The sequence below is a fragment of the Acidiphilium sp. PA genome (assembly GCF_026191915.1).
GTDB lineage: Bacteria > Pseudomonadota > Alphaproteobacteria > Acetobacterales > Acetobacteraceae > Acidiphilium.
Window position 1 is genome coordinate 468,395 of record NZ_JAIMBY010000001.1, and the last position, 24,528, is coordinate 492,922.

26 protein-coding genes and 1 tRNA gene are annotated in these 24,528 nt (G+C 64.3%); 19 read left to right on the forward strand and 8 right to left on the reverse strand.

The genetic code is table 11. From position 1 onward, the window contains the following. Nucleotides 1–192: 192 nt before the first annotated feature. The 9 genes from AruPA_RS02200 (at nucleotide 193) to AruPA_RS02240 (ending at nucleotide 8,175) form a co-directional block, all read left to right on the forward strand. A complete protein-coding gene (locus AruPA_RS02200) occupies nucleotides 193–1,764 on the forward strand; it encodes a sugar ABC transporter ATP-binding protein (protein WP_265634676.1) in 1,572 nt (523 codons plus the stop codon). Continuing rightward, nucleotides 1,761–2,747, forward strand: coding sequence for an ABC transporter permease (locus AruPA_RS02205; protein WP_265634678.1), 987 nt, complete (start codon nucleotides 1,761–1,763; stop codon nucleotides 2,745–2,747). Before AruPA_RS02200 ends, AruPA_RS02205 begins: the two co-directional genes overlap by 4 nt. Next, entirely contained in the window at nucleotides 2,744–3,760 is a 1,017-nt protein-coding gene (locus tag AruPA_RS02210) for an ABC transporter permease (protein ID WP_265634680.1), read from the forward strand. Before AruPA_RS02205 ends, AruPA_RS02210 begins: the two co-directional genes overlap by 4 nt. Before the next feature lie 46 nt (nucleotides 3,761–3,806). Continuing rightward, entirely contained in the window at nucleotides 3,807–4,793 is a 987-nt protein-coding gene (locus tag AruPA_RS02215) for a substrate-binding domain-containing protein (protein WP_265634681.1), read from the forward strand. Nucleotides 4,794–4,846: 53 nt separating this feature from the next. Further along, complete coding sequence (locus AruPA_RS02220) at nucleotides 4,847–5,734, forward strand: NAD(P)-dependent oxidoreductase (protein WP_265634683.1); 888 nt, start codon at nucleotides 4,847–4,849, stop codon at nucleotides 5,732–5,734. 67 nt (nucleotides 5,735–5,801) lie between these two features. After that, nucleotides 5,802–6,698 (forward strand): NAD(P)-dependent oxidoreductase, encoded by an 897-nt coding sequence (locus tag AruPA_RS02225; RefSeq protein WP_265634684.1) that lies wholly within the window; start codon nucleotides 5,802–5,804, stop codon nucleotides 6,696–6,698. Beyond that, nucleotides 6,695–7,333, forward strand: coding sequence for an aldolase (locus AruPA_RS02230; protein ID WP_265634687.1), 639 nt, complete (start codon nucleotides 6,695–6,697; stop codon nucleotides 7,331–7,333). Before AruPA_RS02225 ends, AruPA_RS02230 begins: the two co-directional genes overlap by 4 nt. Nucleotides 7,334–7,507: 174 nt before the next feature. Then, nucleotides 7,508–7,783 (forward strand): hypothetical protein, encoded by a 276-nt coding sequence (locus tag AruPA_RS02235; protein ID WP_265634689.1) that lies wholly within the window; start codon nucleotides 7,508–7,510, stop codon nucleotides 7,781–7,783. Between the two features lie 2 nt (nucleotides 7,784–7,785). After that, nucleotides 7,786–8,175 (forward strand): type II toxin-antitoxin system PemK/MazF family toxin, encoded by a 390-nt coding sequence (locus AruPA_RS02240; RefSeq protein WP_265634691.1) that lies wholly within the window; start codon nucleotides 7,786–7,788, stop codon nucleotides 8,173–8,175. Between the two features lie 3 nt (nucleotides 8,176–8,178). Here AruPA_RS02240 and AruPA_RS02245 read toward each other — a convergent pair whose 3' ends face one another. Next, on the reverse strand, nucleotides 8,179–8,757 hold the full coding sequence (locus AruPA_RS02245; RefSeq protein WP_265634693.1) for a DUF2889 domain-containing protein: 579 nt from the start codon (nucleotides 8,755–8,757) through the stop codon (nucleotides 8,179–8,181). A gap of 144 nt (nucleotides 8,758–8,901) precedes the next feature. Here AruPA_RS02245 and AruPA_RS02250 point away from each other — a divergent pair, with 144 nt between their 5' ends. Together AruPA_RS02250 and AruPA_RS02255 are read left to right on the forward strand one after the other, a co-directional pair. Beyond that, a complete protein-coding gene (locus AruPA_RS02250) occupies nucleotides 8,902–10,380 on the forward strand; it encodes an MDR family MFS transporter (RefSeq protein WP_265634695.1) in 1,479 nt (492 codons plus the stop codon). 216 nt (nucleotides 10,381–10,596) lie between these two features. After that, nucleotides 10,597–11,214 carry a hypothetical protein gene (locus AruPA_RS02255; RefSeq protein ID WP_265634697.1) on the forward strand — a complete coding sequence of 206 codons (618 nt, stop codon included), beginning with the start codon at nucleotides 10,597–10,599 and terminating at the stop codon, nucleotides 11,212–11,214. 128 nt (nucleotides 11,215–11,342) lie between these two features. Here AruPA_RS02255 and AruPA_RS02260 read toward each other — a convergent pair whose 3' ends face one another. Further along, a complete protein-coding gene (locus AruPA_RS02260) occupies nucleotides 11,343–11,738 on the reverse strand; it encodes a hypothetical protein (protein WP_265634699.1) in 396 nt (131 codons plus the stop codon). 92 nt (nucleotides 11,739–11,830) lie between these two features. Between AruPA_RS02260 and AruPA_RS02265 the strand changes: the two genes are divergently transcribed. The 4 genes from AruPA_RS02265 to AruPA_RS02280 all read left to right on the forward strand — a co-directional run bounded on the left by AruPA_RS02265 (nucleotide 11,831) and on the right by AruPA_RS02280 (nucleotide 15,727). Next, nucleotides 11,831–13,501, forward strand: coding sequence for a formate--tetrahydrofolate ligase (locus AruPA_RS02265; protein ID WP_265634701.1), 1,671 nt, complete (start codon nucleotides 11,831–11,833; stop codon nucleotides 13,499–13,501). Between the two features lie 4 nt (nucleotides 13,502–13,505). Further along, nucleotides 13,506–14,360: a DMT family transporter gene (locus AruPA_RS02270; protein WP_265634702.1), complete on the forward strand. Its 855-nt coding sequence runs from the start codon at nucleotides 13,506–13,508 to the stop codon at nucleotides 14,358–14,360. 134 nt (nucleotides 14,361–14,494) lie between these two features. Next, nucleotides 14,495–15,430, forward strand: coding sequence for a DUF3445 domain-containing protein (locus tag AruPA_RS02275; RefSeq protein ID WP_265634703.1), 936 nt, complete (start codon nucleotides 14,495–14,497; stop codon nucleotides 15,428–15,430). An 81-nt stretch (nucleotides 15,431–15,511) separates the two neighbouring features. Continuing rightward, nucleotides 15,512–15,727, forward strand: a complete 216-nt coding sequence (locus AruPA_RS02280) for a TonB C-terminal domain-containing protein (RefSeq protein ID WP_322784380.1) — start codon at nucleotides 15,512–15,514, stop codon at nucleotides 15,725–15,727. Nucleotides 15,728–15,743: 16 nt separating this feature from the next. Here AruPA_RS02280 and AruPA_RS02285 read toward each other — a convergent pair whose 3' ends face one another. From AruPA_RS02285 to AruPA_RS02300, 4 genes are all read right to left on the reverse strand, one after another. Further along, entirely contained in the window at nucleotides 15,744–16,727 is a 984-nt protein-coding gene (locus AruPA_RS02285; RefSeq protein ID WP_265634705.1) for an aldo/keto reductase, read from the reverse strand. Between the two features lie 120 nt (nucleotides 16,728–16,847). Continuing rightward, the gene (locus AruPA_RS02290) at nucleotides 16,848–17,705 is read right to left on the reverse strand and encodes an ABC transporter ATP-binding protein (protein WP_265634706.1); all 858 of its coding nucleotides are present in this window, start codon (nucleotides 17,703–17,705) and stop codon (nucleotides 16,848–16,850) included. A gap of 4 nt (nucleotides 17,706–17,709) precedes the next feature. Continuing rightward, the gene (locus AruPA_RS02295; RefSeq protein ID WP_265634707.1) at nucleotides 17,710–18,672 is read right to left on the reverse strand and encodes an ABC transporter permease; all 963 of its coding nucleotides are present in this window, start codon (nucleotides 18,670–18,672) and stop codon (nucleotides 17,710–17,712) included. 73 nt (nucleotides 18,673–18,745) lie between these two features. Beyond that, on the reverse strand, nucleotides 18,746–19,141 hold the full coding sequence (locus tag AruPA_RS02300; RefSeq protein ID WP_265634709.1) for a hypothetical protein: 396 nt from the start codon (nucleotides 19,139–19,141) through the stop codon (nucleotides 18,746–18,748). 424 nt (nucleotides 19,142–19,565) lie between these two features. Between AruPA_RS02300 and AruPA_RS02305 the strand changes: the two genes are divergently transcribed. Beyond that, on the forward strand, nucleotides 19,566–20,870 hold the full coding sequence (locus tag AruPA_RS02305) for a lytic transglycosylase domain-containing protein (protein WP_265634711.1): 1,305 nt from the start codon (nucleotides 19,566–19,568) through the stop codon (nucleotides 20,868–20,870). 15 nt (nucleotides 20,871–20,885) lie between these two features. Here AruPA_RS02305 and folD read toward each other — a convergent pair whose 3' ends face one another. Beyond that, nucleotides 20,886–21,725 carry a bifunctional methylenetetrahydrofolate dehydrogenase/methenyltetrahydrofolate cyclohydrolase FolD gene (gene folD, locus AruPA_RS02310; RefSeq protein WP_265634712.1) on the reverse strand — a complete coding sequence of 280 codons (840 nt, stop codon included), beginning with the start codon at nucleotides 21,723–21,725 and terminating at the stop codon, nucleotides 20,886–20,888. A gap of 7 nt (nucleotides 21,726–21,732) precedes the next feature. Next, a complete protein-coding gene (locus tag AruPA_RS02315; protein ID WP_265634714.1) occupies nucleotides 21,733–22,038 on the reverse strand; it encodes a YggT family protein in 306 nt (101 codons plus the stop codon). Nucleotides 22,039–22,155: 117 nt separating this feature from the next. On the opposite strand from AruPA_RS02315, the gene AruPA_RS02320 reads away from it, so the two are divergent. The 3 genes from AruPA_RS02320 (at nucleotide 22,156) to AruPA_RS02330 (ending at nucleotide 24,347) form a co-directional block, all read left to right on the forward strand. After that, nucleotides 22,156–22,231: transfer RNA gene (locus AruPA_RS02320), tRNA-Ala, on the forward strand. A gap of 24 nt (nucleotides 22,232–22,255) precedes the next feature. Further along, complete coding sequence (locus AruPA_RS02325) at nucleotides 22,256–23,518, forward strand: transcription antitermination factor NusB (RefSeq protein ID WP_265634715.1); 1,263 nt, start codon at nucleotides 22,256–22,258, stop codon at nucleotides 23,516–23,518. Nucleotides 23,519–24,002: 484 nt separating this feature from the next. Then, entirely contained in the window at nucleotides 24,003–24,347 is a 345-nt protein-coding gene (locus AruPA_RS02330; RefSeq protein WP_265634717.1) for a helix-turn-helix domain-containing protein, read from the forward strand. Nucleotides 24,348–24,528: the final 181 nt, after the last annotated feature.

Sequence of the window (24,528 nt, forward strand, 5' to 3'; positions counted from 1 at the left end):
GTCTCTCCAAACTATCCCGCGATTGAGCGCGGCTGTTTCAATTAACATTGAGTATCGCGAAGTTTTGTTCTTCGCGCAAGATGGTAGCGCTGTCAGATTTTGGTTGCGCTACCAAAGTTCCCTGACTATATGGGTGCCAGCCGGGCAGCCGATCATAACCGCACCGCGCATGGGGAACGAAACGTGCTCGCAATGTCATCGCCAACGCTCGCCTCCGGTCAGGACCGGGCGCCCGATCAGGCACAAGCGCCGCGCAGCGGTCGGCTCAGCGCCGTCGAAATCGACAAGAGCTTCCTCACCAACCGCGTGCTCAAGCGCGTCAGCCTCAGCCTCGCCCCCGGTGAGGTCCATACCTTGATGGGCGAAAACGGCGCCGGCAAATCCACGTTGTTCCGTGTGCTCGCCGGCATCCATCGCCCGGACGCCGGCGCCATCACGCTCGATGCCACGACGCTCGACCTCCGCAACCCGCACGCCGCCCAGGCCCAGGGCATCTACCTGGTGCCGCAGGAACCCGCCCTGATGGGCGAGCTCAGCGTTGCGGAAAATATGTATCTCGGCGTCCTGCCCACGCGCGGCCGGCTGCCCGGACGCGTCGACTGGCGCAGCATCCGCACGCGCAGCCAGGACTCGCTGCGCACGCTCGGCCTCGATATCGATGTGCGTGACGATGCCCGGCACCTGAGCATCGCGCAGCAGCAACTCGTCGAATGCGCAAAGGCGCTGCTGCGCGGCTGCCGCATCATCCTGTTCGACGAACCAACCTCGCCGCTCACATCGCGCGAGGTCGGTTTTCTGTTCGGCATCATCCGCCGCCTGCGCGACGAGGGTTACACGCTCGGCTTCATCAGTCACCGCATGGACGAGGTGATGGAAATCAGCGACCGCATCAGCGTCCTGCGTGACGGCGCCGTTACCGACGAGGTTGATCGCGCGGGCTTTGACCGGTCCCGCCTAGTCAGCGCCATGGTCGGCCGCACCCTCAGCTTCGACCGCAAACGCACCCACCGCGCCGCCAGTGGCAGGCCCGTTCTTACGGTGCGCGGCCTGACCCACCCGAGCGCGTTCCGCGCGATCGATCTCGATATCCTTCCTGGCGAAATCGTCGGCTTCGCGGGGCTGATCGGCGCCGGCCGCACCGAAATCGCCGAAGCCATCTGCGGCCTGCGCGACAAAAGCGCCGGTAGCGTCGTGCTCAACGGGCAGGACATCACCGACGCCTCGATCCCGCGCATTATCGAAGCCGGCCTCGTTTACGTCCCGGAAGACCGGGCCCGCCACGGCGCGATCCTGCCGATGTCGATCCGCGACAACGCCACCGCCGGGCAGATCACCCGCCTGCAAAACCCCATTGGCCTGCTCGACCGGCTTCGCGAAGCCGAAATCGCCAAACAGACCCTCGCGCGGTTTCGCGTCCGCGCGCGCGGCCCCGACCAGCCGATGCGCGAACTCTCCGGCGGCAATCAGCAAAAAATCGTCTTCGGCAAATGGATGAGCACCAACCCCACCGTCGCGATCCTCGATGAACCGACCCGCGGCGTCGATGTCGGCGCGAAGGAGGACATCTACCGTCTGATCGAAGAGCTTTCACAGTCCGGCATGGCGATCATCGTGATTTCCTCCGAGCTCGAAGAACTGATCGCCCTGTGCGACCGCATCCTCGCGATCTATGCCGGGCGCATCACAGCCGAACTGCGCGGCGCCGAAATCACCGCCGCCAGCGTCGGCGCGGCCTTCCTCGGTGCCGGGAGCACGCCCGCATGAGCGCCGCCACGATGGATGCCGCGCCCCAAAGGCGTCGGCCACGCCGCGAGATTCGCGAAATCACCCTGCTGGTCGTCACCGTCGCCATCATACTCGGCGTCGGCATCGTCAAGCCGGGCTTCATGCATTACGACAATCTCGAGTTCATGGTGCTCAGCGCCGTCGTGCTCGGCCTGATCGCGATCGGCCAGACCTTCGTCATCATGACCAGCGGCATCGATCTCTCGGTCTCCGCGGTCATGGGTCTCAGCGCCGTGGTGTTCGGCCTCGCCTCCACCACGGTCCATCTGCCGCTCGCCGCCGCGCTGCCGCTCTGCCTGATCCTCGGTACCGCGCTTGGCAGCGTCAACGGTGTGCTGGTCGCCTGGGTCCGCATCCCGCCGATCATCGCGACCCTCGGCACCTACAGCCTGTTCGGCGGTCTCACCTTCATTGTCTCCAACGGCACGCAGGTCGATCAGGTCTCAAACCAGTTCGCGCGCTTCGGCAACGGCGACCTGATCCCGCATCTGCCGGTGCCCACCCCGGTGCTCGCCCTCGCCGCGGTCGCCCTGCTCGCCTGGTTCGTGCTGAACCACATGATTTTCGGCCGCAACATCCTCGCGATCGGCAACAACGCCAGCGCTGCCTATAACGCCGGCATCCCGGTCAAGCGCACGCTGCTCTTCGTCTACATGATCGCCGGAGCCCTCGCCTCGTTCGGCGGCCTCGTCTTCGTCGCCTACACCGGCTCGGCCACCGCCACCACCGGCACCGGCGACCATGTCGAGTTGCAATCCATCGCCATCGCGCTGATCGGCGGCACGCTGATCAGCGGCGGCCGCGGCAATCTCGCCGGCACCGTCATCGGCAGCGTCTTCCTCAGTGTCGTGATCACCGCCCTGGTGTTCCTTCATGTTCCAGCCATCTGGTATTCCGCAGGCGAGGGCTTGATGATCCTCGCCGCCGTCACCCTCGGCGCCAAACGCGGAGCCGCCCGATGAACCGCTTCCTCCCCCGCCACGCCTGGGATCGCACGCTCGCGATCATCCTGATCGCCCTCCTGGTCGCCTTCTGTACCCTCATCCCCGGTTTCTATGCCGGGTTTGGCGGCACACTCGCCATCACCGACCAATTCCTTCCCTTCGGCTTCGTCGCCATCGGCCTTGCCGTGGTCATCCTGACCGGCGGCATCGACCTCTCGGTCGGCGCGATCGCGAGCCTCAGCGCCGTCATCATGGCAATCCTCACCAAATCCGGCGGGCTCGATATCTGGCTTGCCGCGGTCCTCGCGCTGATCATCGGTGCCATCCTCGGCTGGCTCAACGGCATCGTCATCACAAGCCTGCGGGTTGAACCTCTGATCGCCACGCTGGCCACCAGTTTCATCTACACCAGCGTCGCCACCGCGCTCGCCGGTGCGTCGCCGCCCTACGGTTTCGGCAAACCCTTCGGTGTGCTCGGCAACGGCACCATCGCGCTCGTCCTGCCGGTGCAGCTTCTGATGTTCATCGGAATCGCCATCGGATTTTCGATCCTGATCACCCGCACCGGCTTCGGCCGGCGCATCGTCATGGTCGGCTACAATCGCGACGCCGCGCACTACGCGGGAGTTGCCGTCCCCGGACTGCTGCGCAAGGTTTATGCGATCAGCGGCTTCATGGCGGCCTTCGCCGGCATCGTGCTCGCTTCCTATTACGATGCGGTCCGGCCGGACATGGGTAACATTCTGCTGCTCACCGCCATCACCATGGTCGTGCTCGGCGGCGTCAGCATTTTCGGCGGCGAAGGCGGCATTCTCGGCGTCACGCTCGGGGTGCTGATCCTTGGCGTGCTGCGCCAGGGCATGCTGATCGCCGGATTCTCCGACATGGTCACCACCATGTTGACCGGCGCTATCCTCCTTGTCTCGATCGCCGCGAAAAACCTGCTGTCCGATCGCGGTTTCGGCTACGGCGCGCTGCTGCTGCGCCTGATCAATTCCCGTAAACAGGAGGCCACGCCGCCCAACACCTGAACCAACCACCGATCTCAATCAGAAACAGCAACAGCGGAGACTTTCCATGAAATCCATCACAAAAACCCTGCTTCTCGCCTCGGCCCTCTGCAGCCTCGCCGGCATCGCCCCCGCCCACGCGCAGGACAAGCGGATCAAGGTCGCCATGGTACCCAAGCTCATCGGCCTTTCGGTGTTCAAGGCGAACGAAAAAGGCGCAATTGCTGCCGCTAAAAAACTCAACATCCAGTTCCTCTACACCGGCCCGGTCACCGCCTCCGCACAGGGCCAGGTCGATATCATCAACAGCCTGATCGCCCGCCGCTTCAACGTCATCACCATCACCTCGAACAACCCGACGCAGCCGGCCCCCGCCCTCGAACGCGCCATGAAGCAGGGCATCAAGGTCGTCAGCTACGATTCCGACGTCGCCCCCGATGCGCGCGATTTCTTCATCCAGAACACCTCCTACCCCGCAATGGGCAAGGCGATGGTCGATTCGGTCGAACAATACGCGGGGCCGGATGCGAAAGTCGCCATCCTGTCCTCCACGCCGGATGCCGCGATCCAGAACGCCTGGCTCGGCGCAGTCAAAACCTACATGACCGCGCATTTTCCCAAAATGACAATCGTCACCACGCAATACGGTGAATCCAGCCCCTCGAAATCGCTCTCGGCCGGGCTCAACATCCTCCAGGCCTACCCGGACGTCACCGCGATCATCGCACCAGACGGCGCCGCCGAGGTCGGGGCCGCCGCGGCCGTGAAAAAACTTGGCCGCACCGGCAAGGTTTTCGTCACCGGCGCCAGCGACCCCGACTCGATCCGCCAATACGTCAAGGACGGCATCATCAAGGCAAGCCCGCTCTGGAACGAAGTCAAGGAAGGCGAGCTGGTCATGAACGTCGCCCGCCTCGCCGCCGACAACAAACTCAAACCCAATGACACGTTCACGGTCAAGGGACTTGGCACCTACGCGGTCAAGAATAAGGTCATCGTCTTCAGCAAACCGCTGGTCTTTACCGCAGCCAATATCGATCAATACCATTTCTGATGCCACGGCCGGCGGCCCGCCGCCGGCCCTTTCACCAAACCGGAGGCTCCCTCATGAAAAAAATCATCTTCACCGGCGGTACCGGCAAAGCCGGCAAACACGCCGTCGCCCACCTGGTCGAGCACGGCTACCGCGTGCTCAACCTCGACACCAAGCCGCTCGACAATCCCAAAGTCCGCACCCTGATCACCGACATCACCGATTCCGGCCAGGTGTTCAACGCTCTGTCCAGCTACACCGGCCTGCATGAATTCGACCCGTCGCTCCGCCCGGAGGCGATCGATGCGGTGGTCCATTTCGCCGCCATCCCGCGCATCATGATCACGCCGGACAACGAGGTGTTCCGCATCAACACCATGGGCACCTACAACGTGATCGAGGCCGCGGTGAAGCTCGGCATTAAAAAAGTCATCATCGCCTCGAGCGAGACGACCTACGGTCTGGTGTTCGCCAATGAACCGCGCAACCCCGAATATTTCCCGCTCGACGAGGAATACCCGGTCGACCCGATGGACAGCTACGCGCTCTCGAAAATCTGCAACGAACGCACTGCCCGTGCGTTTGCATTACGATCCGGCATCGATATCTACGCGATCCGCATCGGCAACGTGATCGAGCCGCATGAATACGCTCAATTCCCGCAATTCTTCGCCGATCCGGGTTTTCGCAAGCGCATCGCCTGGAGCTATATCGACGCGCGCGACCTCGGCGAGATCTGCCGCCTCGCCATCGAAAAGGACGGGCTCGGCTATCAGGTCTTCAACGCCGCCAGCGGCGATACCTCGTCAGACCTGCCCACCGCCGAACTGCTCCGCCGCTTCTACCCCGGCGTCCCCGTCCGGGGCGCGCTATCGGAATACGAAACCCTGCTCTCCAACAAAAAAACCTGCGAAGTCCTGGGTTTCAAACAAGCCCACCACTGGCGCGACTACGTCAACTGACTAAAGTTTTTTGGTCCTTTTTTTCAAAAAAGGACTACTTTCTTACTTTTTCCTGTAAAGGCCCAACATGACCAAAGACAAAATCGGCTTCATCGGCGTCGGCCTCATGGGCCACGGCATGGCGAAAAACATCATCGAGGCGGGCTATCCCCTCACGGTCATGGGCCACCGCAACCGCGTGCCGGTCGAGGACCTGATCGGCCGCGGCGCCACCGAAGCCAAAACGCCGAAAGCCCTGGCCGAAGCCAGCGACATCGTGTTCCTCTGCGTCACCGGCAGCGATCAGGTCATGGCGGTCACCCAGGGCGAACACGGTCTCGCCGCCGCCGGCAAACCGCTGATCATCGTCGATTGCTCGACCTCCGATCCCTCGGTCACCACCAGGCTCGCGGCAAGCCTCGCCACGCAGAACATCACCCTGCTCGATGCCCCGCTCGGCCGCACCCCCAAGGATGCCTGGGAGGGCATGCTCGATGTCATGGTCGGCGGCGACCCCGCCGATATCGACCGCGTCCGCCCGATCATCGAAACCTTCTCCCAGCGCATGATCCACACCGGGCCGACCGGCACCGGCCACACCATGAAACTGCTCAACAATTTCCTCTCGCTCGGCTACGGCGCGCTCTACGCCGAAGCCCTGATGCTCGGCGAAAAATCCGGCCTCAGCGCCGAGACCTTCCACAGCGTCATCAGCGGCGGGCGGATGGATTGCGGTTTCTACCAGACCTACATGAACTACGTGGTCGGGCGCGATCGCAACGCGCATAAATTCACCCTCTCGAACGCGCTCAAGGACACTTCCTACCTCAACGCCTTCGCCCAGGCGCAGAACGCCGCCAACCCGATCGCGGCCGCCGTGCGCAATTCCTACGCGCTCGCCATCGGCACCGGGCATGGCGACGACTATGTGGCCATGCTGTCGGACATCATCGCCGAACTGAACGGCCTGCCCCCGAAATCATGAGCGAATCCGCCTTCCGCGACGCCATCTGCCGGTTTGGCCGCTCTCTGTTCGAGCGCGGCCTGACCCCCGGCGCGTCCGGCAACATCAGCGTCCGCCTCGACGACGGCGGCTGGCTCTGCACCCCCACGGATGCCTCGCTCGGCTTCCTCGATCCCGCCCGCATCGCCAGGCTCGACCGCAACCGCATCCTCCTCTCGGGCGATAAACCCACCAAGGAAATCCCCCTGCACGACGCCCTGTACGACACACGGCCCGAGGCCGGCGCGGTCGTCCACCTCCACTCAACCCACGCCGTCGCCCTCTCCACCCTGCCCGACCTCGACCCCGCCGAAGCCCTGCCGCCGATCACGCCCTACGCCGTGATGCGCGTCGGCAAACTCGCCCTGATCCCCTACCACATGCCCGGCGACCCCGCCGTCGCCACCGCAATCCGCGGCCTCGCCGGCAAACACAGCGCCGTCCTGCTCGCCAACCACGGCCCCGTCGTCGCCGCCAAAAAACTCGACGCCGCCGTCTTCGCCATCGAGGAACTCGAAGAAACCGCCAAACTGGTCCTGCTGCTGCGCAACCTCAATCCACGGATGCTGACACCAGATCAGGTCGCGGCCCTGGTCAGGCGATTCGGGTTATCGTAGCAAGCTGAAGGAAAGGTAAGGTAAGGTCTTCTTTTTTGTGAACAAAAAAGAAGCAAAAAAAACTTTGGTCATCTATGCCGCGCCGGTGACGCTAACTGCGGCTCACTGCCGCTTTTGCTTTTATTCCGGTATATCCGTATTTTACGGATTATCCGAAATTGAGGTATAGCGCCAATGTCGATCGACCCTATCGCTATCTTTACCGCCAGCGATCTGAAACAGTCCGGCCCGATCCTCGATGCCGCAACCCAGGGCGTCGTCCGGATCAAGCGGCGCGGCGAAGCCTTCCTACTCCTCCGCGAAACTCAGTTTGAAACAATGATCGCCGAAGCCGCCGATCCCCGCCCGAAAACCCTGGCCGATCTGCTGGTCGATTACGACCCGAACGATGTAAAGCAACGCCTCACTACCTGGATCAATGAACAACCATCCGGTCGTGAAACACTCTGACCGTGCCACCGCCGGCCAGGCCCACAAATGGTCCCAAACGAGGCGACGATTTTGCACGCCACGGCTACGTCCCCGCACTCGGCGATATCATCCATCTCGACCGGTCACCCACCATGGGCGATGAAATGCGTGGCCCGCATTATGGCGTGGTCCTCTCCGCCACCCTGTTCAACCAGGGCACTGGCATGGTCATGGTCGTGCCGATCACGTCCAAAACCGGCAAGCTGAGCGGCTTCGAACTGCCGATCACCGCCGGGCGCGTCAAAGGTGCGACAATCCTGTCCCACCTCCGATCGCTGGATTATCAGTCCCGCAGCCTGCAATTCGAAGCGAGGCTCGATGAACCAACCGTCACCGAGGCCAACCGCCGACTGCGCCTGATCTTCCCCTGATCCTCAAGCCTCGCTGAGCGCCCGCGCCGCCGCCCGCTCCCGCACCGCTTTCACCAACTCACCCTCCTCGTCATAGGCGTGGCACGAATTCAGCAACGCCGCCGGAATCTCCCACCGGTCCTCGCTCACGCCACCTTCGCGCGCGGCCTTGTGCGCCTTGATGCTGAACATCGTCTGGATCGAAACCGTCGCCACCTGTTGCAGCAACTCGCGCAGATGGGTGCAGCCCTGGGTGCCGCCAACGCGCTCCATCGCGCCTTTCAGAAACCCGCGCCCGATCGTCAGGCCCTCCAACCGCGCGAAATTCGGCGCAACCCCGGGGCAGATCGCATGCGGTGTCGAATCCATCGCCGCCTCCGCCCGCCGCACCGTCAGCCCGGTATCCACCGTCAGGCGCAGCCACATGCCGTGCAGCGCCTCACCCGCATTGATCCGGCCGCGATCATGGTTGCCGAAACTATACGTCTTGGTGTCGACCATATGCGCCTCGATATCCAACATGCCGTCGGTCCGCAGATAGCCGCGGATATCGATGTCGCGCAGATGCAGCAATTCGCGGGACTCCGCTGGGCTCAATGGCATTTGGGCATCTCTCGTTCTGAATGTGGTTGCCGCATACGGTAAGCGAGCCGCGCCCGCCATGCAAACGCGCGGCCCGGCTCATGCATGTCAGCCTTGCTGCACCTTATCGCAAAAACACCATTGCCCCGCGGCACCGCACGGACAATGATGAAGCGGTTCGAACGAGGCTTCATGGAATACACCCACAAGCAGCGGCTCCAGGTCATTTTCGGCATCATTCTGTGCATGCTGCTCGCCGCCATCGATCAAACCGTGGTCATCCCGGCGGTGCCCGCCATCGGTGCCGATCTACACGGCTTCGCGCATCTCTCCTGGGTGGTCACCGCCTATCTCCTCACCTCGACCGCAACCACCCCGCTCTACGGCCGCCTGTCCGATCAGTTCGGCCGCAAGACCACCTTGATTCCCTCGATCCTCCTGTTCGTCCTCGCCTCCTGCCTGTGCGCGCTTTCGCAGACGCTGCCCGAACTCGTCGCCTCCCGTGCCCTGCAAGGCATCGGCGGGGGCGGCCTGTTCGCAATTTCCCAGGCCGCGATCGCCGATGTCGTCTCGCCGCGCGAACGCGGCAAATACCAGGGCTGGCTGGCCGGCACCTGGGGCGTCGCCTCCACCGCCGGGCCGGTGGTCGGCGGCTGGGTGACCGACCATCTCACCTGGCGCTGGATCTTCTGGTTCAACCTGCCCCTCGGCATCGCCGCCCTCATCCTCAGCCAGATCGGCCTGCGCCAGCTTCGCCAGGTCACCCGCGGCGGCAGGATCGATTTCGCCGGCGCGGTCCTCCTCACCCTTGCGGTCACCGCCTTCCTGCTCGGCCTGTCCTGGGGCGGCCACACCTATCCATGGCTGTCCCTGCCGGTCATTGGCGCATTCATCGCCGGCTTCATCCTGATCGCGGCACTCTGGGCCTGGGAACAGCGCGCATCGACCCCCCTGTTGCCGGTCCGCCTGTTCGCCAATAGCTCCTTCAACCGCCTGGTCGTGATCGGGTTTCTCACCGCCCTCGTGATGTTCTCCGCAATCTTCTCGCTGCCGCTGTTCTTTCAGCTGGTGTTCCACGCCAATGCCGCGCAATCGGGCTGGGAGATCATGCCCTTTCTGGTCGCCAGCACGATCGGCGCCTACACCTCGGGCCAGTTGGCACGCCGCTCCGGCCGCACCCGCGGCCTGATGCTCGGCGGGCTCGGCGCCACCATGCTCGGCTTCCTGCTGCTCGGCATCCTGCCGGACACATTGCCTTTGGCCGTCATCGTCGCGGTCTGTTTCGCGGTCGGTGTCGGCCTCGGCTTTATCCTGCCGTCAAGCCTGGTCGCGATCCAGAACGTCGCCCCGCGCGCCGATGTCGGCGCCGCCACCGCCACGCTGCTGCTGCTGCGCGCGATGGGCGGCGCGTTCGGCGCCACCCTCGCCGGCACCATCCTGACCATGCGCCTCGGCAACGCAATCGACGCGCTGGGCAATTCCCACATCCCGGCCACCACCAGCCCCGCTCTGGCCGGCGCCTTCCACATCACCTTCATCGCCGTCGCAGCCTTCGCCGGGCTGGGCCTCTACATCGGACTGAAGGTGGAAGACGTCGCGCTGCGCGAAACGCTTGATTCGGAACCTGAGCCGATTGCGCACTGAGGGGGCAAGCGGTCGCGGCAGGGCAGGAAGAGTCTTCTTTTTTGTGAACAAAAAAAGAAGCAAAAAAACTTTTTTAAATCTGGTCTGTGCGTGTTGTGCGTCTGTGCGTCAGGGTAACGCGCGTTTTTTGCCTCTTTTTTACAAAAAAATAGACATTCCTGTTCTCTTCGGCATATGGCAATTGACGCCGCCTGCTCCGCGCGTATCCATTCGCTCATGACCCTACCGATCGGCGCCCGGACCAATATCGACGAGGAAGTATCCCGCCTCAAGCGCGGCATCGCCCGCAAGCTCGTCTATGCCGGACTCGCGGATGTCCTGCTGCTCTGGGGAACGATTTTCCTGATCAACGACGCGCTGATACGACTGGCGCCCCGCGCCAGCATCCTCACCCTGGCCGTCGGCGTCGCCGGCCTGTTCGGCACCTGGGCGATCAGCCAGGTCCGCGCCCGCTCACCCGCCCATGCCGACAATGCACAAAAACTGTTCTGGTGCTTCGTCGCGTTTTTCGGCTGGATCGTGTTGTGGCAGAGCCTCGGCATTCCCGCCCCGCTCACCGGCCTGACCCCTGGCCAGCAGAACGCCGGCGTGCTGTTCCAGATCACCTTCATCATGCTCGGTCTGCTGATCCTTGGCATCTGGGTCGGCTGGGAATTGATCGCACTCGGCCTGTTCATCCCTGCCGTCGTCATTGCCGACGACCTGCTGGCGCCCGCCGGCCAGTTTGTCGCCACCGCAATTCTCACAGCCGGACTAGGCCTGCTGGCCGCGGGGCTCTGGATGCGCCTGACCGCGCGCGGGATCCAGGTCGATCCACTGGCCGTGACGCGGTAGGGAGCAAATTGATCTTTCTCGCAAAAAACTTCCCGCCCCGCCGCCGGTCGCGCAAACGATTCAACGTTCCAAACCTGGAGTCCAAAAGTTATTTGCTTCTTTTTTACAAAAAAGAAGCCTTGCTTCCCTCAATCCAACCGCGGCTCGATCCGCCGTGCCGGCGCGCTCCGTGGCGGGGCCGCCGCCGGCCGTGCCCGCCCGATCGGCTCCCGATAGGGTTCGGGGGGCGGCGCAGGCGCGCGCCGTGCCGACTCGTAATGGGCCGCAGCCGATCGTGGCAGCGGATCGTACGGGGTTTCATCGATCGCGACGCCCCGCAGCGGCTCGGGCAACCGCATCGTCAGAATCCGCAGTTCCTCCTGCACCTGGTCCAACCGTTCCTCGATCGCTTCGAGCCGCGATTTCACGCCGAACACCGAAAACGGCATCGCCAGCATCGCCAGCGCATAGAGCAGGCCGATCAGCAGCAGGATCAGCCCCAGCCACTCGGGCATCCAGGACGGCAATGTGAAGGGCAGGGTCATGCCACTATCTACCGGTTTGCCCATGGTGCAGGCAAGTCTTGCGTAAAGGCGTCCGGCACGGACATAACGGCGAGCCAACCAGGGGAGGCTTCATGGCATCGGATCTCGACATTGCGCGCGCCGCGACCTTGCGCCCGATCGGCGATATCGCCGCCACCGCCGGCATTCCAGCCGATGCACTGATCCCCTATGGACGCTACAAGGGCAAGGTCGATTTCGGCTTTATCGAGACCCTCCAGCCCCGGCCGAACGGGGCGCTGGTGCTGGTGGTCGGCATCAGCCCGACCCCCGCGGGCGAAGGGAAGACCACGACCACCATCGGTCTGGGCGATGCGTTGCGCGCGGCCGGCAAGCGCACCATGATCGCGTTGCGCGAACCCAGCCTCGGCCCATGTTTCGGCCAGAAGGGCGGTGCCACCGGCGGCGGTCATGCCCAGGTCGCCCCGATGGACGAGATCAATTTGCACTTCACCGGCGATTTCCACGCCATCACGAGTGCCAATAACCTGCTCGCCGCCTTGCTCGACAACCATTTATACTGGGGCAACGCGCTCGGGGTCGACCCGCGCAAAATCCAGGTCCAACGCGCGATCGACATGAACGACCGATCGCTGCGCGAAACCGTGCTCGGCCTCGGTCACGGCGCCAACGGGGCAGCGCGCGAACAGAAATTCGACATCACCGTGGCGTCCGAGGTGATGGCCGTGTTCTGCCTCGCCAAAAACCTCGATGACCTGCAAACGCGCCTCGCCCGCATGGTGATCGCCGAACGGCGCGACGGCAGTCCGGTCACGCCGGCCGATATCAACGCGGTCGGTGCAATGGCCGCCCTGCTGCGCGATGCGCTGCAACCCAATCTGGTGCAAACGCTCGAAGGCACACCCGCACTGGTGCATGGCGGCCCGTTCGCCAATATCGCGCACGGCTGCAATTCCGTCATGGCGACGACCACCGCGCTGAAACTCGCCGATTTCGTGGTGACCGAGGCCGGCTTCGGCGCCGATCTGGGCGGCGAGAAATTTCTCGACATCAAATGCCGTCAGGCCGGTCTGGCGCCGTCCTGCGCCGTCGTCGTCGCCACCATGCGCGCCCTGAAAATGCATGCCGGCATCGCCAAGGCCGATCTCGGCTCACCCAACCCAGGCGCCGTCGCCGAGGGTGCCTCGAACCTGCGCCGCCATGTCGCGGCGATGCGCGCCTTCGGCCTGCCGGTGATCGTCGCGATCAACGGCTTCCTCGGCGATACCGAGGCCGAACGCGCGGCACTCCGCACGGCACTCGATGCGGATGGGATCGAGGCCGTGTTCTGCACCCATTGGGCGGATGGGTCGGCCGGCGCGGCCGATCTGGCCCAGGCGGTGATTGCGGCCACCGAGGCGAAATCCGCGCGCTATGCGCCGCTCTATCCCGACGATATGCCGATCGCCGACAAGCTGCGCACATTGGTGCAAAAAATTTACGGCGGCGATGATATCGATCTTGCCCCCAAAGCCGCGCGGCAGATCGCGCGGCTCGAGGCGCGCGGCTACGGCAATTTGCCGGTGTGTATGGCGAAAACCCAATACAGCTTCACCGCCGATCCTGCCCGCCGGGGGGCGCCGAACGGTTTCACCCTGCCGATCCGCGAAATCCGGCTGTCGGCCGGTGCCGGTTTCATCGTCGCACTCGCCGGCGACATTCTGACCATGCCCGGCCTGCCGCGGGTACCCGCCGCCGATCGTATCGGCGTCAACGCCGAAGGGGAGATATACGGGATTTTCTAGTCTCATGATCCATCCGTCGGTCCCGCTCGCCGCACTCGGCGCGGTACTGACGGGCGCAGCGTTGCATGCGGCCTGGAACGTCGGCATCCGGGGCGGCGCGGACCGGCGCATGGCAACCGTTGGCGTTCTGACCGGCGCAGGTCTGATCGGTGCGGTCGTTCTGCCGTTCCTGCCGGCACCGGCGCCGGCATCCTGGCCGCATCTTGCCATCTCAGCGCTGATGCATCTGCTCTATTACTACCTGATCGCCGAAGCCTATCAGGCCGGCGCGGTCAGTCTGGCCTATCCGGTGATGCGCGGGACGGCACCGGCCCTGACCGCGACGGTCGCATCGCTCGGCTTCGGCGAGCGGCTCGGTCTGCACGGATGGGGCGGGTTGCTGGCAATTTCCGGCGGCGTGATCCTTCTCGCACGAGCGCGCGGCGAACCCGGCGCGCGGCGCGCGATCCGCTTCGCGCTCGCCAATGCCGTGGTGATCGCGATCTATACGCTGAACGACGGTTTTGGCGCGCGGCTGTCCGGTGCGCCGGTTGCCTATGCGCTCTGGACCTTCGTGCTGCCCGCAATTCCCAGCGCTCTGATCTTGTTCCGATTCCGCCTGTCACGGTTCGTCGCGTTGGCCGAGCCTCGCGCCATCGCCCGCGGCCTGGGCGGCGGCGGGTGTTCCGTCGCGTCCTACGCGCTGGCGCTATGGGCCATGACGCAGGCGCCAATCGGCGAGATCGCGGCGCTGCGGGAAACATCCATGCTGTTCGGTGTGCTGTTCGCCTGGTGGTTTCTGGGTGAACGCCCGCGGGCGCGGGGTTTGATTGCCGTGGTGATGATCGCGGCCGGTGCGGCAATGGTCGAGCTTGGCTGAAATAACATTATGTTAGTATTACTGCCGTTTGTTTCACGTGAAACATCCGACAGGTTTAATGTCCTATTTAGTCATCCGCCGCGAGCCGCCCGGTTTTGGACGGCGGCGGCGGATCGGTGATAGGCTGTCATCGCATGACCCCGCGCCATCCCGGTACCGAGCCGGTTCCGCCGTTGCCAGCAGAACCGATGTATCTGCCGTTCCAGGCAGGTCCGCATCGCGCGAGCATGGGGCTGGTGTCACAGCCGCTGGATGCGCTGACCGCTTTTGACAGGCAGTATCATATGCAGATGGCGATGCGGCGTGATCTGCTCGACACCCGGCATGACGAGGTATTTGCCGCACGGCAATCCTCGGCAGCGATGCGCGCCGAAGCGCTCGACGTGCTGGTGGCGCATCTGCTCGCGGATCGCGCGGGCTGGTTCAGCCGCAGCGGCCGCACAGTGGTCAACCGGTTGACCGATGAACAATGGCATGTCGATGCACCACCGTGCGATCCACTTGAACTCGCGGGGCGGCTGGTGCAGGAGGACCTGTGTCTGCTGGCGCCAGAACCGGGGCTGCCGCTGGTCGCTGCGGTTCTCTGTTTTCCATCGCGCTGGCGGCTCGCGGACAAGATCGGCCAGCCGCTCGCTGCCATCCACGGCCCGGTACCGCTCTATGCCGAGCGCCTGGCAACGCCAGTCGAGCGATTCATCGAAAAGCTTCGGTCAGGGCGACTGGTGGAGCGGTTCAACTGGTCGATCCACGACGATCCCGCCCTGTTCCAGCCGCACGCCCATGGCGAAGATACCCACGGCGCGATCACCGCGGATGATGCCGGCACGCGCCTGACCTTGCGCATCGAACGTCAGACCCTGAGCCGGCTACCCGCGACCGGCGCGGTGTTGTTCACCATCCATACCCATCAACAAAGCCTCGCGCGGATCGCGGCGATACCCGGTGCGGCAGCCGAACTGCGTACAACGGTCGCCAATCTTCCACCGGATGTGGCGGATTACAAGGGCGTCACCCGCTTCGCGGCCGCGCTCGATGAATTTCTGGTACGGCAGATCGAGGCGACGGCGTAACTGGACAGACGTCGTGCAAAAAACCACTATGGTCAGATCCACGCGATCGAACATATCCACCGCGCCACCCTCGCCCGCGACCTGGGCGGACAGACGGCGCATATCATGGTCGAATTCAGGGTTCAGCGATCCGGCGTGGTAACCGCCACCTCACTCTATCGATTGAGCGGCAGCAAGCAGTTCGATGCGCATATTCGGCACTGGGCCATGGCGGTGCACTTTCCGCCATTTCCGGCGGCCATGGCACAACCGTTTCAGGTTTTCGGCTTGCCGCTAACCTTCACGCCTGATCGCTGATCGCGCTGGGGATGGTCTAACGGTTGAGCGCTGCCATCTGGCCGGCGGCGTAGCGGGTCCCTGAAGCGGAACCGGGGGGCATCGCGCGGTCGAGTTTCGCGAGGTCGCCGGCCGAAAGCGGCACATCGAGGGCTGCGAGGTTTTCATCGAGGTGGTGGCGTTTGCCGGTGCCCGGGATCGGCACGACGTCGCTGCCCTGGGCCAGCACGAAGGCCAGCGCCAATTGACCGGCAGTGCATTTCAGCCGCTGCGCCATTTCCTCGAGAATCGTCACCAGTGTGAAATTGCGGGCGAAATTCTCGCCCGTGAAACGCGGTTGCGCGCGGCGGACATCGCCCTCGGGGATATCGTCCGGCGCTTTGAACGCGCCGGTCAGGAACCCCCGCCCGAGCGGCGAATAGGGCACAAAACCGATGCCGAGTTCGCGCAAGGTTGGCAGTACTTCCGCCTCCATGTCGCGCGTCCAGAGCGAGTATTCGCTTTGCAGCGCCGCGATCCGGTGGGTGGCATGGGCGCGGCGGATCGTGTTGGGTGCGGCCTCCGACAGGCCGATGTGGCGGACCTTGCCCTGCGCCACGAGATCGGCCATGGCGCCGACGGTCTCCTCGATCGGCACGGTGGGGTCCACCCGGTGCTGGTAGTAGAGATCGATGGTCTCGACGCCGAGGCGTCTCAGGCTGGCATCGCAGCTTTGCCGCACGTAATCGGGCCTGCCGCAGACGCCGCGGAAACTGCCGTCCGGCCCGCGGACATTGCCGAATTTGGTTGCAATGGTCACTTGGTCGCGAAACGGCGCCAAGGCACGGCCGAGCAGGATTTCGTTGGCCCCCATGCCATAGATATCGGCGGTGTCGAACAGGGTGACACCGCGCTCGACGGCGTGGCGGATGGTGGCAGTCGCCTCCTCGTCATCGCGCCCCGCATAAAAATCCGACATTCCCATGCAGCCGAGGCCGATGGCGGATACAACGAGCGAACGGCCCAGCCTGCGCTCGTTCATCGGTAAGGCCTCCCGCAGCGGTGCAAGTGACGTCTATTCATACGACATCCATGTGGCCGATCGGGGCGGCTTGGCAAGCCGGAGATCGGAAACAATCCGCGATCAGCCGGTTCGGCCTGATCAGGCGACCTGGAATTGACCCGGCGCGGCCTCGGCCGGTGCGGGCGCGTCCTTCACGAGGCCGGCGGTTGCGGTTCGTGCGGCGATGGCGGCGCGTGCCTGGGCAAATTGGTCGGGCGGCAGATATTGCGAGAGAACCTCATCCGGCGTGCCATCGGCGCGGACCTGGCCCTGATCCATCCAGATCACGCGGTTGCACCATTGCATGATGACATCCGCCGAATGGCTCGAAAGGACGAGGATCTCCGCGCCCCGGACCATCGATTCCAGCCGCTCCCGCGCGCGGCCCATGAAAGCGGCATCACCGGCGAGAATCCATTCGTCCATCAGCAGGATCTGTGGCCGGATCGCGGTGGCGAGCGCGAAACCGAGCCGCACCATCATGCCGGAGGAATAGATCCGCACCGGCAGATCGATGAACTGGGCCAGCTCGGCAAAGGCCGCGACATCCTCCTGCAGGCGCGCGATATCGGCGGCATGCAATCCGCTGAACAAGCCGCGCAGGCGGATGTTCTCGCGCCCGGTGAGGTCGGGATTCATGCCCTGGCCGGGATCGAGCAAAGCGGATAGCGCGCCGTCGATGGTGATGCGCCCGCCGCTGGGCTCGTAAATGCCGGCAAGCGTGCGCAGCAGCGTGGTCTTGCCGGCGCCGTTGGAGCCGATCAGGCCGAGCCGATCGCCGGAGCGGAGCTCGAAATCGACCCCGCGCACCGCCTGCACGACGACGCGCTTGCGCGCATCCTCGCCCAGCCTGCCGCGGCCGGATGCGGCGGCGAACATGGTCTTTTTAAGGCTGCGGCTCTCGCCGTGATAGAGCGGAAAATCGATCGAGAGCGTCTCGGCGCGGATCATCGCCATGGCATCAGACCCAGAAGGCGATGCGACTGCGGGCACGCACGAAGAACAACCCCGAAATGACGAGCAGGGCAGCCGAGTAACCGAGGGCGGAATCCCAGGTCGCGACACTCGGCATCTGATTCAGCAATGGCGCACGCATGATCTGCAGCAGGGAATAGAACGGGTTCCAGTTCAACAGGATGACGCCGATGCCGCGATCCTTGAGGATGGCGGGGCTCCAGATGATCGGGCTGACGAAAAAGGCGATCTGCATGACGCTGGCGACAATGGGCGGCACGTCGCGGAAACGGGCACAGAAGCCGCCGAGCAGCAGCGACACCGCCATGCCGTCGATCAGCCAGAGGCCGAAGGCCGGGAGCGCCATGAACGCGGTGCGGCCGGGCCAGGTGTCTTCGAGGGCGAATACGATGACGATCACAATGACCGAATGGGCCAGCACCATGACGTTGCGCACCACCGAGCGGGCGGCGTGCATCGACATCGGCATCCGCATGGCGTGGATGGTTGCATTATTGGTGGTGTAGGCGACGCAGCCATCGGTCACAGTGGCCGTGATGAAATTGTTCCAGAGCACCAGCGAGAGCGACAGGAACGGCAGATAGGTGTGCAGATCGGTCTTGAAGAGATGCGAATAGACGAAGCCCAGCGCCGCGATCATGACACCGGTGGATAAAGTGAGCCAGAACGGGCCGAGCAGGGAGCCGCGGTAACGGAGCTTGATATCGAGAAACGCCAGGGTCCAGACCAGGCGGCGCAAGGTCCAGGTTTCGGCGAGGTCGCGCCCCGCCTGCGCAATCAGCCCGGGCCAGCCGAGGCCGGCGGTGATGACCAGATGCGCATCGCGCCGGTTGAGCACCGTGCCTTCGTCTGAGGCTGGTGCGTCCGTCGCCGTGGCAACCGGCAGTTTCGCCGGTGCGGGATCGCCCTGGACGATTTCGGATTTAGGCCTGGTTGCCGTCGTGCTCATGGTCTGGCGATACAGGAAGCAGACCCTCGCTTCAACTGAACCCCGCGTGCCGGGCGGTAAGCTTGCCGCGATTTCATGTCGCGGCGTTGGCTGGCAAGGGGGCTAATCGGGTGGTGAGGCCACGCAGGATTTCGACGCGCTCGCCCGGGTGCAGGCTGGTCGGCTGCGGCTGCATGACGGAAATGATGGTCCCGCCGGTCTCGCGCACAATGAATTCGGTGGCAGGCGCCAGGGTTTCACCCGCACTGGCGGGAGCCCCGAGCGCGCCGAGAACGCCGCCCTCGGCCCCGGCGATCTGCAGCATGACGAGGCGGGAGGATAGAATTGTGCCGGTGAGCATAGGGGTGGGGGTGGCCGCCATCGGCGTGGCGGGCGGGTGGGTGGCGCAGGCGCTCAGCACGGTGAGGAGTGCGACCACCACAACGCCACCGGCACGGGACTGCCGCTTCTTCGTTTGGGAATGAGCCATGAAAACTCCGTCGTGGTCCGAAAGAATAGAGCTTGAGGCTGAGACATAAGCGGAAATCGATCGATGTCTATCAGCGGCGGGCGCGGCGGCAGGGAGCGCGCGCAGACGCAGCAGAGGTTTTCCCCGGTCGGGACGAATGACACATGGGGTGCGGCGGCCGATTGCTGGATTTCGCGCCCTGGATGCATTTGGTGGTTGCCTTGAAATCACCATTAAGTTAGGGGTTTATGAGGTGAACTTAATTTACCGTTCGAGGGCATGCGGCCGGTTGGTCTGATCGGTGTCGTGCCAGGGTTTGGCGCTCGGGCGGCATGGGATGCTTTACACCGCATAAATCGCCGCCCCCGGCGGTGACAGGGAGACTTCGCTCGTGCAGCATGGTTCGACAATGATGGCGCTACCCACCGCAAAACCGCGGGGCGCCATGATGCGAAACCTGATCGGGCGCAGCCGGCGCGTTCCCCGATTGGCAGCACGGTTGGGCGGTGTCGCGGTGCTCGCGATGCTCTCGGCCTGCGCGTCGCACGAATCCAGCCTGCCACCGACCCAGCAGGCGGCCGATTACGCGGCACATTCGCCGGGTGACTACACCGCACCCGGCCCCGCGAGCGACCCCTGGGGACCCTATATCGAGCAGGCTTCCGCGCGGTTCGATGTACCGACCCGCTGGATCCGCCAGGTCATGCGGGTCGAGTCGGGGGGGCATGAGTATATGAACGGGCACCTGACGGTGTCCTATGCCGGGGCGATGGGGCTGATGCAGCTGGAACCCGAGACCTATCGGGAGATGGCGGCACGCTACGGGTTGGGCAAAGACCCTTATAATCCGTACAACAACATCATGGCGGGGACCGCCTATATCCACGAGATGTATCAGATTTACGGCTCCCCTGGATTCCTGGCGGCCTACAACGCGGGGCCGGGCCGGCTTGACAGTTATCTGGACTACAAGGAGCCGCTGCCGGACCAGACGCGGCAGTATGTCGCGATGATTGCCCCGAACATTCAGGGCGTATATCCGGCCAGCCAGCCTGCAGCGGTGGATGTCGCGATGAACGCCCTGCCGAACCAGATCCGCCCCGGCATTCGCGGCGGTTACCAGGATGCCTCGACCGAGTCGCTCAACGCATCGCAACTGGCCGCGAACACCCCCCTGCCCGCGCCGGTGGTGCGGCCGGTGGCGGCGCCGCGGGTAGAAACCGCGATGATCTCGCCGCGGGTCGAAGCCGCCGCCGCACCGGTCATGCCGCCGGCACCGCGGCCGCAACCCGCGCCGCGCCCGGCACCGGTGCAGATGGCGATGGTGACGCCGCCACCCGTTGTCGAACGGGCGCGCTATACGCCGCCGGCGGCCCGGGTGATGCCGCCCGTGCATCGTAACATCGGCTTCTCGCTGATCCCCTCCGCCGAGGCTGCCGCGCCGCCGCCGCGGCCGATGGCGCGCAGCGCACCCGGGCCCGCGGCCCACGCCGGCGTGACGCGGTGGGGCATTCAGGTCGGCGCCTATGATACGCCTGCGCACGCCAAGGCCGCCCTTGGCATCGCGGAACTTTCGGCCGTGTCGTCCCTGATCAAGGGCCAGCCCGTCGTGCAATCGATCGCGACGGCCCACGGCCAGTTTTTCCGCGCCCGCTTCGTTGATCTGCCGCATGAAGAGGCCATTGCGGCATGCCAGCGATTGAACCGCGGACCGACCGGCTGCGAAGTGCTGTCGCCAGCGGCGCAGTAGGCCCCCTGGCCTGCTCTACCGCCGGCGCCCGGCAGCCAGCAGCGTGTTGTCCAGCAGGCAGGCGATGGTCATGGGGCCGACGCCGCCGGGGACGGGGGTGATGGCGCCGGCGATGGGCAGGGCGGCTGCGAAATCAACGTCGCCGGTGAGGGTCCCGTTCGGCGTGCGGTTGATGCCGACGTCGATGATGGTCGCCCCCGGGTTGATCCAATCGGCGGTGATCATGTTGGCGCGGCCGACGGCGGCGATCAGGATATCGGCGCGGCGGCATTCAGCGGGCAGGTTGGTCGTGCGCGAGTGGGCGATGGTGGTGGTGGCGTCGGCGGCGAGAAGCAGGGCGGCCATGGGGCGGCCGACGATATTGGAGCGACCGACGACCACGGCGCGAGCACCGCTGATTTTTGTGCCGGCGGCATGCAGCAGACGCATGACGCCGCTTGGGGTGCAGGGCACCAGGCTGGGGACACCGAGCGCGAGAGCGGCGACGTTTTCGGGGTGGAAGCCATCGACGTCTTTGGCGGGATCGATCGCGCGGATGATGGCATCGGTCGCGATATGGGGCGGCAGGGGAAGCTGAACCAGGATGCCGTCGATATCGGGATCGTCGTTGAGGGTCTGGATCGTGCCGAGGAGGCTGGCCTGGGTGGTCTCCATGGGCAGGCGGATGGTTGAGGCGTTCAGGCCGGCGGCTTTGGCGGCGCGGTCCTTGTTGCGGACATAGACGGTGCTGGCGGCGTCTTCACCCACCAGGATGACGGCGAGGCCGGGGCGGTAGGGCAGTGCCGCGATCCGCGTCGCGATGGTTTCACGCAGGGCAGCGGCGATCGCTTTGCCGTCGATGATGCGGGCGGTCATGACCGGGTCACTGGTATCCGTTCAGGGCGAGGTGGGCGTAGAGGCCGGCGAGAAAGATCTGCATGGCGCGCAGCAGCAGGAAGGCGATGATGAACGAGATATCGATGCCGCCGATGGGAGGGATGAAGCGGCGGAACGGGGCGAGGAAAGGTTCGGTGGCGCGGATCAGGAAATCCTCGATCCGGTAGACGATCCGGTTGCGGGTATCGAGCACGCCGAACGCGAGCAGCCAGCTGAAGATGGCGGCGGCGATCATGATATAGATGTAGATCTGGATGACTTCGTTCAGAAACCAGAACACGGCTGCGAGCATTGTTGCCTCCAAAGGTCGCTGCCGGGTTAGCGAAGACCGCGCGATCACGCAACGGCGGTGCCGGCGGGGGCGTCTCTTGACTTCATCGTCCATTCGCGCGATGCGCCCATTCGGGATGGGGCTGTAGCTCAGTTGGGAGAGCGCCTCGTTCGCAATGAGGAGGTCAGGGGTTCGATTCCCCTCAGCTCCACCATCCCACTCCCTTGCAAAGGTGATCATGAATTCGATGGAGCGCGACCCGACCCGCGACACAGCGTTTGCGTTGGTGAGTGGCGTGCTGGACCGGCGCCGGCCGCTGGACCAGACGCTGGATCAACTGTCGGGCATCGAGGCGCGCGACAAGGCGGCGGCGCACCGGATTGCCGCGAGCGTGTTGCGGCATCTGGGCAGTATCGATGCGGTGCTCGAGGCGCATCTGACCAAGGCACCGCCGGCGAAGGTGCGGCACATTCTGCGGATCGGCGCGGCGCAAGCCTTGTTTCTTGGTGCGCCGGCGCATGCTGCGGTGAGCACCGCGGTCGCGCTGGCGCATGGGCAGGGGATGGGCAAGTTTGCCGGGCTGGTGAATGCGCTGCTGCGGCGGGTGACCGAGGCGGGTACGGCGGCGCTGGCCGCGCTTGATCAACCGCGGCTGGATACGCCTTCGTGGCTTTGGGCTTCGTGGGGCAAGGCTGCGCGGGCGATTGCGGTGGCGCAGCAGTTCGAGGCGCCGCTCGATGTTTCGATGATGCCCGGGGCGGTGCCGCCGGAGGGCGCGATGCTGCTGCCGGGCGGCTCGGCGCGGCTGCCGGCGGGGACCGATGTGACCGCCCTGCCCGGCTTTGCGGATGCGGCATTGTGGGTGCAGGACGCGGCGGCGGCGATGCCGGTCCGGTTATTCGGCGATGTGCGCGGGCGGCGGGTGCTAGATTTATGCGCGGCACCGGGCGGCAAGACGATGCAGTTGGCGGCGGCGGGGGCTTTGGTGACCGCGCTCGACCGGGATGGCAGGCGACTGGATCGGCTGCGGGCGAATTGCGTGCGGATGGGCATGGCGGTCGATGTGGTGACGGCGGATGCACTGACCTGGCGGCCGGAACGGCGTTTCGAGGCCATATTGTTGGATGCGCCGTGTTCGGCGACCGGGACGATCCGCCGGCATCCGGAAATTCGGCATTTGCGGCGGCCGGGCGATATTGCCGATTGTGCGGCGATGCAGGACCGGTTGCTTGATGCTGCACACGCGATGCTGGCACCGGGGGGCACGCTGATTTACGCGGTGTGTTCGTTGCAGGATGAGGAAGGGTTCGGGCGGGTGGCGGCAGCGTGTGCGCGGCTCGCGTTGCAGCGGCTGGCGCTTACGGCCGAGGATATCCCCTGGCTGCCCGAGGCGGTTACGCCGATGGGCGATTTACGCACGCATCCGGGGATGTGGGCGGAACGCGGTGGCATGGACGGGTTTTTTGCGGCCCGGTTGGTCAAGGCGGGTTCCGCCGCGTGACGGTTCGTACGGCGGCGCGCCGATTACGGGATAGCGCGCGTATTTGTGAGCATTACAACTTTACAATACAGCCGTCTTCGGTAGGTCGCGTTATACTCGTATATTACGCTGGTACTGGACACGCGCGTTTCGCTGCGCCTTGGATCTTTCCGTTCGCGGGGGTGGCGCTGACTACGACGGTCCCAAGGAAACTCAATTATGCAGTATAAGACTTCGGGATATAGCGCGGGACTTTGCGACGACCTCGGCTGGCTGGCGTTCGGGCCGTAGCGGGTATCCTTCGCCGCAGCGCATCGCAAAAATTCGCCTATTTTTGGAGATTTTAATTTTCGGTCGAAAATTTGCATCATTTAAAACAATTTTTTAGATATAATATTATTATTGATACAAATATGAAATATGCGGCGTGTAAAAGTTGCGATTCGCGATGAAATCCGACCCCTAACACGATAACAAACGCTGGCATTCGTGCGGAGATATGTATATGTTGCGCCTCATGTCAGTAAAGAAACAAGTTTCTACAGATTCGGTCGGCCAACGCATACGTGCGCTCCGGTTGGCAAACAACCTTACACAGGATGAATTTGCCGCTCAGCTTGGGGTGTCGCGCTCGGCGATCGCGCAGTGGGAAACCGACCGGGCCGGGCAGGTTCGGGAAAATCTCGAGCGTATATCGAAGGTTTTGGGAACCTCGCTGGCCTATCTGGTGTCGGGCGAGACCGGATCTTTGCAGGGTGATGAGCTGGCGCTGATGCGGCTGTATCGCGCCTGTGCACCGGAAGACCGGCAGATTTTGCTGCGGACGGCGAAGCGGTTGGCACGTAGCTGACGATTGGGATGAACCCGACGCCGAGGAACGCGAGGGTGGATGCGGCTGCGCGCGTAACTATAACAATTCCGAACAATCGGGCGGTTACTTTGTTGCAACGGCATCCTGTATTGATGAGGCTGAAACACACCTAGTAGTTGTCGGCGCGCCTAACAAACTCTCTGTTAGATTGCAGACCTGT